General features: G+C 40.8%; 13 protein-coding genes and 1 other annotated feature. Of the genes, 9 read left to right on the top strand and 4 right to left on the bottom strand.

The window, feature by feature from the left end; translation table 11 throughout:
- Positions 1-522 precede the first annotated feature (522 nt).
- Complete coding sequence (gene trpS / locus CSV77_RS16305; protein ID WP_099637569.1) at positions 523-1,509, bottom strand: tryptophan--tRNA ligase; 987 nt, start codon at positions 1,507-1,509, stop codon at positions 523-525.
- A 94-nt stretch (positions 1,510-1,603) separates the two neighbouring features.
- Positions 1,604-1,816, bottom strand: a binding site (T-box leader).
- A gap of 436 nt (positions 1,817-2,252) precedes the next feature.
- Here trpS and spxA point away from each other — a divergent pair.
- The 4 genes from spxA to pepF all read left to right on the top strand — a co-directional run bounded on the left by spxA (position 2,253) and on the right by pepF (position 7,404).
- Positions 2,253-2,651 (top strand): transcriptional regulator SpxA, encoded by a 399-nt coding sequence (gene spxA, locus CSV77_RS16300; RefSeq protein WP_009765721.1) that lies wholly within the window; start codon positions 2,253-2,255, stop codon positions 2,649-2,651.
- Between the two features lie 236 nt (positions 2,652-2,887).
- Positions 2,888-3,538: an adaptor protein MecA gene (gene mecA / locus CSV77_RS16295; RefSeq protein WP_099674214.1), complete on the top strand. Its 651-nt coding sequence runs from the start codon at positions 2,888-2,890 to the stop codon at positions 3,536-3,538.
- An 832-nt stretch (positions 3,539-4,370) separates the two neighbouring features.
- Entirely contained in the window at positions 4,371-5,537 is a 1,167-nt protein-coding gene (locus tag CSV77_RS16290) for a competence protein CoiA (RefSeq protein WP_099674213.1), read from the top strand.
- Between the two features lie 73 nt (positions 5,538-5,610).
- Positions 5,611-7,404, top strand: coding sequence for an oligoendopeptidase F (gene pepF / locus CSV77_RS16285; protein ID WP_233212291.1), 1,794 nt, complete (start codon positions 5,611-5,613; stop codon positions 7,402-7,404).
- Positions 7,405-7,682: 278 nt separating this feature from the next.
- Here the strand turns inward: pepF and CSV77_RS16280 are convergent, their stop codons facing one another.
- From CSV77_RS16280 to CSV77_RS16270, 3 genes are all read right to left on the bottom strand, one after another.
- A complete protein-coding gene (locus CSV77_RS16280; RefSeq protein ID WP_099674211.1) occupies positions 7,683-8,507 on the bottom strand; it encodes a DsbA family protein in 825 nt (274 codons plus the stop codon).
- Positions 8,504-8,896 carry a globin domain-containing protein gene (locus CSV77_RS16275; RefSeq protein WP_099632622.1) on the bottom strand — a complete coding sequence of 131 codons (393 nt, stop codon included), beginning with the start codon at positions 8,894-8,896 and terminating at the stop codon, positions 8,504-8,506. The genes CSV77_RS16280 and CSV77_RS16275 overlap by 4 nt, the downstream gene beginning before the upstream one ends.
- A 211-nt stretch (positions 8,897-9,107) precedes the next feature.
- Entirely contained in the window at positions 9,108-9,767 is a 660-nt protein-coding gene (locus tag CSV77_RS16270; RefSeq protein ID WP_099632623.1) for a lytic transglycosylase domain-containing protein, read from the bottom strand.
- Between the two features lie 159 nt (positions 9,768-9,926).
- Here CSV77_RS16270 and CSV77_RS16265 point away from each other — a divergent pair, with 159 nt between their 5' ends.
- The 5 genes from CSV77_RS16265 to CSV77_RS16245 all read left to right on the top strand — a co-directional run.
- Entirely contained in the window at positions 9,927-10,310 is a 384-nt protein-coding gene (locus tag CSV77_RS16265) for a UPF0738 family protein (RefSeq protein ID WP_144034692.1), read from the top strand.
- 42 nt (positions 10,311-10,352) lie between these two features.
- Entirely contained in the window at positions 10,353-11,186 is an 834-nt protein-coding gene (locus CSV77_RS16260) for an NAD kinase (protein ID WP_099674215.1), read from the top strand.
- Positions 11,155-12,156, top strand: coding sequence for an RluA family pseudouridine synthase (locus CSV77_RS16255; protein WP_233212290.1), 1,002 nt, complete (start codon positions 11,155-11,157; stop codon positions 12,154-12,156). Before CSV77_RS16260 ends, CSV77_RS16255 begins: the two co-directional genes overlap by 32 nt.
- Positions 12,157-12,200: 44 nt before the next feature.
- Positions 12,201-13,577 (top strand): magnesium transporter, encoded by a 1,377-nt coding sequence (gene mgtE / locus CSV77_RS16250; protein ID WP_099674209.1) that lies wholly within the window; start codon positions 12,201-12,203, stop codon positions 13,575-13,577.
- Between the two features lie 172 nt (positions 13,578-13,749).
- A partial coding sequence (locus tag CSV77_RS16245; RefSeq protein ID WP_144034691.1) for an RNA-guided endonuclease TnpB family protein occupies positions 13,750-14,372 on the top strand: 623 nt, incomplete at its 3' end.

Below are 14,372 nucleotides of genomic sequence, written 5' to 3'. Positions count from 1 at the left end.
AATAAGTAAAGTCATGTATTTTAAGGAACGCATACTGCGGATACATGCAGAAAAAAATTTTTGGTCATACTTAGAACGCGATAAACCTTGTCACTATCGTATTTCCAAGAGGGAGTCGCCTTCCACTTACGGTCAACTAGTGTGTTGTTCTATCAAGTGAAGATTAGTGCATTACAAATCAAACTCCAAACCTTGCTGAATCAATATACAAAAAAGACTGAAGACATGCTCCTTTGAAGGTATTCTAGGAGATGTTTTCAGTCTTTTTGGTTGTGGGCAACAGGACTCGTCTAATTGCACCTAGTCTGAACATAGGATGAAAGAAAAGGGAAAAGGACGAGATGGCTGTGACACGTTTTTTTGTGTTTATTTGTAGTTATTGTGTGATTGTGGTGACGCTCGCTAATTTGTTGTTTTACTTAAATTATTCTGCACTGGGTTATAATTATCGACAGATCTTGATTTTTATTTTGCAGTCGACAGATTTTATGATGTTGGTGACGGCGGTAATTTTATTACTGCTTACCGTGTGCGTCCCAAGCCCATCGCGGCCTCCATCTTTTTGAGGGTGGCGGAAGCGATGGTGTTTGCTTTTTTTGCTCCTTGGTCGAGGATTGCATCAAGTTCAGGGGAATCGATTAATTCATGGTAGCGTTCCTGGATTCCCGCCAAATGTGTATTGATGGCATCAGCGACACCGGTTTTAAATGCACCGTAGCCTTGGCCTTCGTATTTCGCTTCTAGTTCTTCGATGGTTACACCACTCAGTGAAGATTCGATTATCAATAAATTGGAAACACCCGGTTTGTTTTCAACATCGAATTTCACAATACCTTCAGAATCCGTTACTGCACTTTTAATTTTCTTTTCGATTTCTTTTGGTGTGTCCAAAATCGTAATCGTCGCTTTTTTATTCGGATCGGATTTACTCATTTTCTTCAATGGATCTTGTAAAGATTTTATGCGAGCTCCATTTTTAGGAATACGAACGGCCGGAATGGTCAATACTTTTCCGTATCGGCTATTGAAGCGTTCTGCTAGATCTCTAGTTAACTCTAAATGTTGCTTCTGATCTTCACCGACTGGCACGATATCCGTGTTATACAATAAAATGTCCGCAGCCATTAATGGAGGGTAGGTAAGAAGTGCGGCAGATACACCTTCTGCTCCATCTGATTTGTCTTTAAACTGTGTCATACGCTCGAGTTCACCAATGTACGAAATACATTGCATGATCCATCCGGCTTGTGCATGAGCTGGAACTTCCGATTGGATGAATAATGTGGATTTTTCTGGATCGATGCCACTTGCGATATACGTAGCGGCTAATGAACGGATCGCTTGTTTTAAGTCATCTGGATTTTGCTGCACTGTAATTGCGTGCTGATCAACGATGCAAAAAATACAGTCCTCGTCGTTTTGAAGTTCAACAAATTGACGGAACGCGCCAATGTAGTTCCCTAATGTGATGACACCTGTTGGTTGTACGCCTGAAAAAATAGTTTTCATAAGCATGTATCCTCCTTTGAATTGTCGACTGGAACGAAACAGTCTGTGTCGTCCGTAAAAAAACGGCATAAAAAAACATCAGTCATCCCCTGTAAATAGGGACGATTGATGAAAGGTAACCGTGGTACCACCCGAATTGCTAAAAATAGCCGCTCTATTCCCGTAACGTGAGAAGACGTGATGGAGTACTGTTTTCATCCATCAAGCTCAGGAGCCCATTCTCTTTGTGCAGCTTTACTTGTTTTCACCTTATACAAGCTCTCTACAAAAACCGTCACAAAAATACTATTTCCTTCAATGCCATTCACTTATTGCTTAAGATTATATCGATACCTTATAAAAAATGCAACTTTGATTTGATATAATGAAAAAACTTTAGCACTATATGAAACCTTTTAGTACATCTGTACGTACTATATAGTGAGGGAATAATTAGTAGATTTATTTTCTAAATGAGAATGCATTTTTTTACAATTGAAATGTTTAAAACATTTCCACCCTGGGTATAACAGTAGAAGGTGTTCATTAATCGCAGAAAACAGCATGATTCTCTACTGGAATGTTGAAAAATAAGAAATTGAGAATTCCGAAAAAGTTTTTTTGAAAAACTATATTAATTGAGAATGATTATGTGTATAATGAACAGTATAGACATTAATTATAATAATTCTAAATTGAATTACGTGAATTGCAAGTATACAAAATCTAATGAGCGTAAGCCGTAGGAAAGGACGTGTCAATATATGGGTGTCACACTTTATACATCGCCTAGTTGTACATCTTGTAGAAAAGCAAAAGCATGGTTGGAGGAACATGAGATTCCTTATACAGAGCGTAATATCTTCTCTGAACCATTGAATATTCAAGAAATCAAACAAATTCTTCGGATGACTGAAGACGGTACTGACGAAATTATTTCAACACGATCCAAGATTTTTCAAAAATTAAATGTTGACGTAGAAAGTCTTCCACTTCAAAGACTTTATGAATTGATTCAAGAGCATCCTGGGCTTTTAAGAAGACCAATCATTCTAGATGAAAAAAGACTCCAAGTAGGGTATAATGAAGATGAGATTCGTCGTTTCCTACCGAGAAAAGTTAGAGCCTATCAGCTGCTCGAAGCGCGGCGTATGGTAAACTAATCTTAATAACAAAAGCTGATAGGGATGACACGGGATACAATTGTGCCTATCAGCTTTTTTGAATTGATATTCCCTTGTGTTCCTCTAGCTTAACCACTTCAATGCGTATAACATGAAATGAAATTCAATAAACCCTTACGAAAACGTCGAAGTCGACATATAGTAGTAATAAGCATTGCAAGTGTGTATTAGTATATAACAGGGGAGGGCCTGTTTACAGAAGGGAGAGATAAGGGATGGAAATAGAGCGCATTAATGAAAACACGGTAAAGTTTAATCTGTCCTATGGAGATATTGAAGCCCGTGGTTTTAGTAAAGAAGACGTCTGGTATAATCGTGACAAAAGCGAAGAGCTTTTTTGGGATATGATGGATGAACTCGGTGACGACACGGAATTTGAAGTAGAAGGACCGCTTTGGATTCAAGTTAACGCGATGAATGAAGGCATCGAAGTAATTGTAACTCGCGCGCATCTTCCGAAGAACGCAGAATCATCACAGTTTCCTTTTGGAATTGAAGATCCAGAAGAATTATTCGATCCAATTTTCGATGCGATTACTGATTCTGAAGAAGAAAATGAAGAAGAGTTGCAAGTGACAGATAGAATATTTGTTTTCAATGAATTTGACCAGATCATACCATTGGCTAGCAAGATGATTTCACTCGAAGACGAATTTGATTCGCAACTATACGCATTCGAGGATCGTTATTATCTCAACTTACGCTTCGATTATTCTCTCATTGAGAAGAAACGTGCGAAAGACATTGCCAGCATGGTAACGGAATACGGTGCAGTGTCTAAAATGTCTATTCATCGTATAGCTGAATATGGCAAGGAAGTTATGGGATCTGACGTATTTGAACAAGTAACTAAATATTTTTCATAATACTCTAAAAGGCTACCGGTAATTTGGTAGCCTTTTTCTTTCTGCCAACTACTGGTAGCGTCTTTGTTAAATGGTGTGTAGGACTAGTTCAAGTACTTGTTTAATCTGAAATAGGATTGGGGATAGGGTTGTAGTTCTATCATGAGTGCGTAATAAGCAGTACTGAGTTGTAGTTCTTTCACGTACTTTTTTCTGCTCGTGTTTGAGCATGGGATTATGGTTTTGCTGACAATGTAAGTGTAATGCTCATTGCCCCCACTTCGGCGCTGGTGGATGGCTTTCGCAAGGAGCCACAGACAGGAAGTGCGCCTGTCTCTGTCTCCTTACTTCGCCTACCACAGCAGGCACCTTCGTTAGATAGTGTGTAGGACAGTTCATACACTTCACTCGCAAGAAACAAGTGATAGGTATCACAATGTCGCTGTTTCTATTTCTGTTAGAACCACAACTTATGTCATTACCACTAAGTAGCGCAGGCGCAACTGCGGGGTAGGCCGTGGCCCTGAGACAACTGGCAGCACTATCGCCAGCTGGCTCAGGGCTGGAGGCAATCCCCCACGTGCCTGTGCGGGTCGAGAAAGCATACACTCACTAATTTTAGTATCCAACAACCAGTCGAGCGACGTCCCCAACAAAAAGTGAGCAAGAAATACATGATTGGTATCACAATGTTGCTAGTTTTCTTTTTGTTAGAAACACAAACTAATTTATTTCCCCACAGTAGCGCAGGCACAACTGCGAGGCAGGCTGTCGTCCTGCATCTATAAGATTGAATCATGAAACTTTCTCTTGCCAACTAATCAGAAAATTCGTAGTATAGAGGAGAAGGAGTGTGAAGACCTTGTTAACAGCTCTAACAAGTGGCGGGAAGCAAGTCGTGTTAACACGGCAGTGGTCCCTAGTCAACTTACGAGAGTGGCGTAAAAACGAAACCTTTCATTGTCCTCAATGCAAAGAACAAGTACTCCTAAAAGTCGGCGATATTGTGATCCCACACTTTGCTCATCAGAAGCAAACCACCTGCCGAGATAGTTTCTCAGAAGGGGAGTCCCCAACCCATCTACTCGGTAAAATCCAACTTTATGAACTATTTTCACGTCTTCAACTACCAACAGAAATGGAACCCTATCTGCCTGACATCCGGCAACGTCCCGATTTGCTTGTAACATGGCGAAACGAGCAAGTCCCTATCGAATTCCAATGCAGTACGATTCCCATAGCCCGTATCCTTGAGCGTAACGCAGGCTACGATACGGTAAATATGACGCCAATTTGGATAGTACTAACACCTCAAAAAGTGCAAGACTCTTCAGTATTTGTCCTTACTCATCGATTCACTCAATTCCAACAACACTTTATCCGCCACATTCATTCACATACTAAAGAAGCGTTATCCGTGTTCATCACGTACAATCCGTTAAAGCAACAATTTCACTACCTCAGTCATTTCATCCATCTTCGAGGCACTGCGTTTGTGGTATGTCACTCCGTCATGCGAAGTGCACATCAAACGATTCCATTCGCTATTCCTGCTACTCCATCCATAAAAGACATAGAAGAACTAACACGTCAATACCAATCTGCGCGCCGCAAGTATCTTCGGTCGGTAATTGGGTATAATCAAAGAGGTATCCATCATCGCTTTTTGCGTGCATGTTATGAATTGCGTGTACAGCCCATTCAACTACCCGCATGGATTGGCGTTCCGACATTCGGGCAAGCAGCATTTACAGAGTCTGATAGTGAATGGCAATTACTACTTATCGCGGCTATCCGACACACGAGGAATACACCTTTTCAACTAAATCGCTCTATTCTTCATTCATTTGTCAAAACTTTTGAAGGAGAGTCAAGCCGACAATTGGAAGCCTGTCAAAGTTATGTGGATTTCTTGAAAGAGCGTCGCATAGATATCTATCGATTGGATCAATTCATGGGTAAAGATTTTGTGCTGGAAATACTTTCAGGGCGATTTCTTGCAATGCATGCCAAGAATTGAGAAAATACAAGAGAATCAAATAACGGTAAATGCAGGAGGAGGAATTGGATTGACGAATGATCACAAAGTATTGATGCGCGATGAAGTATCTGAAGAGGAAACATGGCGCTTGGAAGATATATTTTCATCTGATGAAGAATGGGATAAAGAGTACAGCAAAATTGAAGAGATGGCTAAAGAGGCAGAACAGTATAAAGGCACTCTAGGAAATGGAGCTCGTCCACTTTTTGAAGCGTTAACATATCGTGATAAGTTGGCAGAACGTCTACGAAGATTGTACACTTATGCGCATCTTAAAACAGATCAGGATACGACGAACAGTTTTTATCAGGCAATGGATGGTCGGATTAGAACGTTAGTCGTGAAAATATCTACAGCATTATCCTATTTCACTCCAGAATTACTCTCGATCGATGAAAAGCAACTGAACGAAACGATTGAGTCGCATGAAGGCTTGCGTTTATATAAACAGGAATTTGAAGAGTTGAATGCAGAACGCGCTCACGTTCTGTCTTCAGAACAGGAGCAATTAATCGCGCAGTTATCTGAAGTGACAGGAAAATCTTCCGAAACATTCAGTATGTTAAATAACGCCGATCTAACTTTTGGTTTAGTCAAAGATGAAGATGGAAATGACGTTCAATTGACACATGGTCGTTATTCACAATTTTTAGAGAGCAAAGACCCAAAAGTACGAGAAGCGGCTTTTAAAGAAATGTATTCAAGGTACGGAGAGTTTAAAAATACATTTGCTTCGACATTAAGCGGAAATGTAAAAGGGCATAATGTCAACGCCAGAATTAGAAATTATAGCTCAGCAAGAGCAGCGGCATTATCCAATAACCATATTCCAGAGCAAGTGTATGAAAACCTGTTGTCTACCATCAATAAAAATCTAGGTTTATTGCATCGTTATGTAGCATTACGCAAAAAAGTATTGAATGTGGATACGCTTCATATGTGGGATATCTATACACCACTAGTCGAAGATACAAAGATGAAGTACACATATGAGGAAGCAAAAGATACTATGCTCGAGAGCTTCCACCCGCTTGGTGAAGATTATCGGGCTGTTGTAAAGGAAGGACTGGATAATCGCTGGGTTGATGTGCGTGAAAATAAAGGGAAACGTTCGGGTGCGTATTCTTCAGGCTCTTATGGAACGAATCCTTACATCTTAATGAACTGGCAAGACAATGTGAGCAATTTGTTTACGTTAGCGCATGAGTTCGGACATAGTGTACACAGCTATTATTCCCGTAAATATCAACCATTCATATATAGTGGGTATTCTATATTTGTGGCGGAAGTTGCGTCAACAGTGAATGAAGCATTGCTGAATGACCACTTATTGAAAGTGACGACAGATGAAGACCAGCGGATTTACTTGTTGAACTACTGGCTGGATGGATTCCGTGCGACGGTGTTCCGCCAGACGATGTTTGCGGAATACGAGCATTTGATTCATCAGCTCGATCAAGACGGTGTACCGTTGACTGCTGAAAAGTTAACCGAAGAATACTATGCTTTGAATAAAAAGTATTATGGTGATGCGATTGTTAGTGACGAGGAAATCGGTTTAGAATGGGCGCGTATTCCTCACTTTTATATGAATTATTATGTCTATCAATACGCGACAGGATATAGTGCGGCTGTGGCGCTCAGCAAGCAGATTTTAGAAGAAGGGGAGCCTGCAGTAGAACGTTATATTACGAACTTCTTAAAGGCAGGTTCATCCGACTATCCAATCGAAGTACTGAAAAAAGCGGGTGTCGATATGACATCAGAAAAACCGATTGAAGAAGCGTGCCGGGTATTTGAGGCGAGATTGGAAGAACTGGAACAGTTATTGGCAAAAAGAGGGTAACTATAGACTGCATGTTTCGACAGACATTCGCAAAGACCATGACATTTGGATGAAAACTGTTATAATTTGTTGAAGTCATAAGTCATTTATGATATGGTGTAATTGTGGAATAAATCACATACCAAACATACACCCCTTTTGTTTGAACGTGAACATTTCTCCCATTCCCTTTGAAAGAGAGCATTCACTCCCCCCCAGGAGCGGATGCTCTTTTCTTTATTTTTTACGTGAAAAAGTCGAAGCACCAACAATCTGTTGGGCTTCGACTAGTATAAGGGCTATTTAATTAGTGAACAATTCGGTTGCTTTTTACGCCATAACGTACGATCTTGGAAAGGGATTCGTTCGATTTCCTGTTTTAGTAAGCGTTTCTTTAATTCGCGTTCAGCTTCTTTTTCTGTCACGTGACACATTTCTGCGATTTCTTTCGTTGTGAGTAAATCAAAACGATTGAATAACAAATCAATAGTAGGAGGTATTTCTGGTAGAAGTTGTTCTCCGATTAGTTCTTCTAAAATCTGTTCGTAGATCGCATAGTCATAGAGGCCGCTTACTTTCAATCCTTCGTCTTCTATATTGCTATTGAAGAAAACGAAAGTTGGTGCCTCGTCCACTTCCATTTCATTACCTAAATACATATCGACCTGCAAAGCACGCGATGTTTCTTCAGAAGTGAAATCCGCGATAAATTCATCTACGTCTAAATTAATGCGTGAAGCAATTTCAACGAGAACTGAATAGGACGCGACGTCACGCTTCTTCAAGAAGGAGTACTCAAGTAAACAGGATAGGTAACGGAATCCAGCTCGCTTACCTTGGAACTCTGCAGCTTTTACTGCAATATTAGGGAAACAAGGATTTGACCGCTTGGTTGATTTTGCATCGTTCGGATCAAGTAAAGAAGGTGAATTCAGTTTTGTCATAGGTGTTCTTAACGCGATGCGTAACGTAAAATAGTGATCGTATTCGACCTGCATTTTACGTAGCAACGGTTGCAGTGACCAACAATCTTTACAATAAGGATCAAGAAATACATAGAGTTCAATGGGCTTTACTGAAGCAGAGAAGTGTAACGTATCATCAATAACAGTTAGATAGTTCACTGATCTTCCTCCTCGTTCCTATTTACCATATGGTTGGCTGTTAAGACAAGGCGCTTATAGTAGACTTCCCGAAGTGGACCCTCCAGTCCTACGTCGTCCATTGCCTCAGCCATGCATGCTAGCCATGCTTCTGCGCGTGTAGGTGTTATAGGGAAAGGGTTATGTCGAGCTCTCATCATAGGATGTCCGTGCTCTTCCGTGAATAGGTTCGGTCCACCAAGATATTGTGTTTGAAATTGTATTTGCTTCCTAATGGTTTCGGATAAATCATCAGGAAAAATAGGAATGAGATCTGGGTGAACAGCCACTTTTGCGTAAAATGTTTCAATCAGTTCATGTAATTTTTTCTCGCCGATCTCCTCAAAAGGGATGACAGGTTTTCGAGTCATTAAATTCACACCCCTTCGTGCATCTGTATCTGTATTCTATCAACGAACGAATTTCTATACAAATAAAAGAACTTATTTTGTTTCTTGTTATATAGCAGATTGGATCGCTCGAGTCGGATCAACTAGCTGGCTAATCTGATTCAAAGTCGCCTTAGGCTTGCAATCCACTGGGGAGTTATAGGTATACGTTGCGAAAAACGACAGCGAAATTTCACACCATTTGGTGGTAGTAGTTCATGACTTTTTTTACGTAGTTCTGGGTTTCTTTAAAAGGCGGGATGCCTCCGTATTTTTTTACGTTCCCCGGTCCCGCGTTGTAGGCTGCTAGTGCCATTTCATTCGAGCCAAATTGGTTGAGCATGTTGCGTAGATATTTGGCTCCGCCCATGATGTTTTGGTGAGGGTCCATGGGGTTGGACACGCCGAGGTATTTAGCCGTACCTGGCATTAGTTGCATGAGTCCGGCTGCGCCTGCATGACTTTTTGCGTTGCTTTTGAAGTTGGATTCTTGTTTGATGACGGCAGCAATTAGTTTTTCTGGTAGTTGATATTTATCAGCAGCTTGTTTGATGATATCTGCGTATGGATTAGTAGTTGCTGGCGACGATGTGGCTGTTGATACAGCGGTAACTACTTCAATTGGGCTTTGTGACATACCAAATGGAGACACGCTGCTTCCCTGGCTAAATAATTGCTCGGATTGTTTTGCGAGTTCAGCGCTAATGTTATTGCCTTCCAACAATTGCGTAAGTACCATCTGGAACGAATTGGAGCTGGTCGGTGTATTACTACTGAAGGATTGAACCGCTCCAAGAGTTTGCAGTGTATTGATTTCAAGGAGTAACCGAGTGTTAATGGGTTCGAGATTCATACTTTTTCCTCCTGTTTATTGAAGATCGTAAATAGGTTCGTTTATTATATTCATTATACCAACTTTCTTACCATAATGCACAATAACGAAATGCAACTATGTGTGGCATATGGTAGACTAAACGTAAAGACTTTAATTAAGGAAGTGGATGTCTTGAACATGAAAAATAAAATCATTGATACACGTAACGACGGTAATGAAGTTCAATTTATATTGAATCCAGAAGCAGAGTGGCCGTTAGGTTCTCCAGCTGGAAAAATGTTGACAGACACAGATCATCAATCGTTTGTATATATATTTGATCACGAGACTGGCTATCGTTATGCGAATTTCCCGAGAGACAGCTGGCGTGGGCTAGTCGATATGCTACTGCAACAAGCGGAACCTGTGTTGATTTGGCAAGATCAGAAAATACGTTTAACAGGTGCTGCAGACGAATTGCAAGCGTTGATATTCAATATTGAAGGCAATGATAATTATGGCGAGGAATTCAGTACAGCTGTAGAAGAAATATTCAAGCCGGTGCTGGAAAAGGTGAATTGATATATGGCAAAAGAATTTCACAAGAAGAATGGAAGTGATGTAATGAAATTCACAATTCAGTCGCGAAATGATGAGCTATCCAATAAGTTAATGAAAGAAGCACGTGTATATTTGCGCGATTTCGGCTTGAAGTATGATGAGGAAGAGCCGGATATTGTGTTGTCCATCGGTGGGGATGGAACGCTATTGCATGCTTTCCATAAATATATTCACCGCTTGGATAAGACATCATTTGTGGGGATCCATACGGGGCACTTAGGGTTTTATGCGGATTGGAAACCTTCTGAAATAGAAAAACTGGTGATCTTGATCGCAAGACAAGAGTACGAAGTCATCGAGTATCCTTTAATTGAAGTGACGATTAATTATCGTCATTCCGAAAAAAGTGCATCTTATTTAGCGTTGAATGAATCTACCGTAAAATCACCTGAAGTTACGTTGGTGATGGATGTTGAATTAAATGGAGAACACTTTGAACGATTTAGAGGAGATGGGCTTTGCATGTCGACGCCATCTGGATCCACTGCTTACAGCAAATCGCTAGGCGGTGCGATTATCCATCCTTCATTGCCATCTATGCAATTGACAGAAATGGCATCGATTAATAATCGAGTATTCCGTACAGTAGGATCTCCACTCATTTTACCCGATCATCATATCTGTACATTGACGCCTGTAAAAGGTCCCGATTTCATGGTGACAGTCGATCATTTGCAACTCCTTCATAAAGATGTGAAATCCATCGAATATAAAGTGTCCAATGAAAAAATGGGCTTTGCGCGCTTCCGTCCTTTCCCATTCTGGAAACGTGTAGAAGAGTCATTTGTCGCGAGTGATTTAATCTATGAACGTGAAAATGATGAAAAGAAAAAATAATACACTGTTTCGATTACAATTCGTTGTGAAGAAAAGTGGATTGCTACGTGAATTTTTGGCACAGCATGAAATTTCCAAAACGACGTTAACCGCTATTAAATATCGCGGTGGAGAGATATTGGTGAATGGGAAATCTCAAAACGTGCGTCATAAATTACAGCCGAATGATCAAGTGACAGTATTATTCCCTCCTGAACAAGTGAGTGATGGCTTGATTCCACAAGAAGGTACCTTATCCATTTTGTATGAAGATGAAACTCTTTTGGTGCTTGATAAACCCGCTGGACAAAGTACGATACCCTCTCGCAATCATCCTTCTGGAACGCTTGCGAATTTTGTCTGTGGAAAATTTGAAAGTGAAGGTATTCTTTCAACTGCTCATATGGTGACACGTCTTGATACGGATACGTCAGGTATTATTTGTGTGGCGAAAAACCGTCATATCCATCATCTATTAAGCAAACAAATGGCGCAAGATTTGTTTCAACGCCACTATACTGCATTCTCAGAAGGCATAATTACTACGCCATTCTTGACTATTGAACAACCGATTGGCAGAAGAGAAGGTAGTATTATTGAGAGAATGGTACGGGATGATGGTCAGTATTCAAAAACAGATGTATCAGTAACTGCACATTATCGTCATGAAACAGACTGTTTTACCGTCATAGACTTGACGTTGCATACAGGTCGTACGCATCAAATTCGTGTGCACATGCAATGGCTCGGACATCCACTTGTAGGTGATGATTTATACGGGGCGGATCGGGATGTATTCCCACGCCAGGCATTGCATTGTTCTGGTGTCAGTTTACTTCATCCACTCACGAAAGAGAGAATGCACTTTACTAGTCCGTTGCCGGAAGATATGCAATACTATTTACGGCAAAGTCAGCAAGTGTGCGGATTCGAAAAACAGCACAACTCTGTTAATGCAAAGCAGTCAGAACGTTTTATAGTAACTAATTAGTATGTTTAAGCGTATCGTATGTGCAGAAGGGAAGGTGTGAAATCATGACTACTCAACCAGAACAAATGAAAAGTGAAATCGTTTTGGATGCGGTGAAGTTGCGGGAATTACTGATTAACGAGGATATTCATTCGTTCAGACAAGAATATCTGGTACTTCATCCGTATGATCGAGCAACTTTTTATGAAGAAGTGGGTGCAGAGCTTCGTGAATTGATGTATTTTTATCTATCACCAAAAGAACTTGCAGAAATATTTGAAACAAGTGAAATTGAGGAAGATGAATACGAAGAGTTCCTTGAGGAGATGGACGCGACATATGCTGCAGAGATGATTTCATACATGTTTGTGGATAATGCGGTAGATGTCCTGAAAGAACTAGATAAAAAGAAAGTCGTTAGCTATTTAACGTTGATGGATAAAGAAGCGGCGCTTCAAATTAAAGCATTACTACACTATGAAGAATATACAGCCGGTTCGATCATGACGACGGAATTCGTCACGGTTTCCGAGAATTCCACAGTTCGTTCCGCTATGACGATTTTGCGTAGTGAAGCACCAAGCGCTGAGACCATTTACTATATTTTTGTTGTAGATGATTACCAGCGTTTGACTGGGGTCGTTTCGTTACGTGACTTAATAATTGCCAATGAAGATACATTAATCCGCTCCATTATGAGTGATCGTCTCGTCAGCGTATCCGTTTCAGACGACCAAGAAGACGTCGCTCGAACGATTCAGGATTATAACTTCCTAGCTGTTCCAGTCGTCGACTTCCAGCAACATATACTAGGGATTATCACAGTCGATGACATTATCGACGTAATCGATGAGGAAGCATCGGATGACTATTCTAAGCTAGCCGGTGTTTCGACAATGGATACTTTTGATAAAAATCCATTCTCTGCTGCCAAAAAGCGAATTCCATGGCTACTGATTTTATTGGTTCTCGGAATGTTGACAGCAAACTTAATTGATTTATTTACGGATACGATTTCTCAAGTTGCTCTATTAGCAGCATTCATCCCCTTAATCGCCGGAACTGCCGGAAATAGTGGAACGCAGTCACTTGCTGTTGCGGTTCGTGGTATCGCAACACGTGATATTGAAGATGAAAGTAAGTTGAAGTTACTAATACGAGAAGCAGGCACGGGAATTATTACAGGTTTGATTTGTGCGATATTCGTCGTCTTATTAATCTTTATCTGGAAGCATGAACTGGTGATTGCATTACTAGTAGGAGCAGCGATGATGGTTTCGATTTTCGTTGCCACCATTTCGGGATCATTTATTCCGTTATTTATGCATAAACTTAAAGTGGACCCGGCTGTTGCCTCGGGGCCATTTATTACTACACTCAACGACGTCATCAGTGTCGTCATTTATCTAGGACTTGCAACAGTATTCCTTAGTTCTTTATGAACTAGGAATACTGTTTTTTTATCTTATTTCCGATAGAAGACTCCAGCTTCAAGGAATGAATTGGGCACGGCCCAATGAGTAAGCGGGAGATGAATGTCGGTTGGCGCTAGCCAAAGAGTGTATCAGTCCGCTATAATAGAAACATATGTTCTACACAATGGAGGTGCACTTCATGCTGATTCACAAAGCGTTTCGGTTCCGAATCTATCCAACGAAAGAACAGCAGATGTTGATCGCCAAAACCATTGGTTGCAGCCGGTTTGTCTTTAACCACTTCTTGTCCAAGTGGGAACATGCCTTTAAGGAAACCGGCAAAGGGCTTTCTTATGGCATCTGTTCTGCCGAATTAACGCAATTAAAAAAGCAAGAAGATACGATTTGGCTGAAAGAAGTCGATAGTATTTCTCTTCAGTCTTCCTTGAAAAATCTAGCGGACGCTTTTGAAAGGTTTTTCAAAAAACAAAATGCTAGACCACGCTTTAAATCGAAAAATCATCACGCTCAATCGTACACAACCAAACAAACGAACGGCAATATCTCCATTGTCGGCCATGCCATTAAACTCCCAAAGCTCGGTTGGGTAAAGCTCGCCAAAAGTCGAGAAGTAGATGGACGAATCATGAATGCGACCATCCGACGCACTGCCACTGGAAAATATTTCGTATCCGTCCTGGTGGAAACGACAGTGTCCGAACTGCCTAAGACCAACTCTTCCGTAGGGATGGATGTCGGGCTGAAGGATTTCGCTATCTTGTCAGACGGAACGGTATACGAAAACTTAAAGTTCTTTCGATC

It is taken from the genome of Sporosarcina sp. P16b (assembly GCF_002743065.1).
Lineage (GTDB): Bacteria > Bacillota > Bacilli > Bacillales_A > Planococcaceae > Sporosarcina.
The sequence above is the reverse complement of the archived record's forward strand: the minus strand, read 5'-3'. Positions and strand labels throughout refer to the sequence as shown.

Bases quoted from the DNA above. Each gene is read 5' to 3' on its own strand.
- trpS (WP_099637569.1), bottom strand. From the start codon at position 1,509: ATGAAAACTATTTTTTCAGGCGTACAACCAACAGGTGTCATCACATTA.
- spxA (WP_009765721.1), top strand. From the start codon at position 2,253: ATGGGTGTCACACTTTATACATCGCCTAGTTGTACATCTTGTAGAAAA.
- mecA (WP_099674214.1), top strand. From the start codon at position 2,888: ATGGAAATAGAGCGCATTAATGAAAACACGGTAAAGTTTAATCTGTCC.
- pepF (WP_233212291.1), top strand. From the start codon at position 5,611: ATGCGCGATGAAGTATCTGAAGAGGAAACATGGCGCTTGGAAGATATA.
- CSV77_RS16275 (WP_099632622.1), bottom strand. From the start codon at position 8,896: ATGACTCGAAAACCTGTCATCCCTTTTGAGGAGATCGGCGAGAAAAAA.
- CSV77_RS16270 (WP_099632623.1), bottom strand. From the start codon at position 9,767: ATGAATCTCGAACCCATTAACACTCGGTTACTCCTTGAAATCAATACA.
- CSV77_RS16265 (WP_144034692.1), top strand. From the start codon at position 9,927: ATGAAAAATAAAATCATTGATACACGTAACGACGGTAATGAAGTTCAA.
- CSV77_RS16260 (WP_099674215.1), top strand. From the start codon at position 10,353: ATGAAATTCACAATTCAGTCGCGAAATGATGAGCTATCCAATAAGTTA.
- CSV77_RS16255 (WP_233212290.1), top strand. From the start codon at position 11,155: ATGAACGTGAAAATGATGAAAAGAAAAAATAATACACTGTTTCGATTA.
- mgtE (WP_099674209.1), top strand. From the start codon at position 12,201: ATGACTACTCAACCAGAACAAATGAAAAGTGAAATCGTTTTGGATGCG.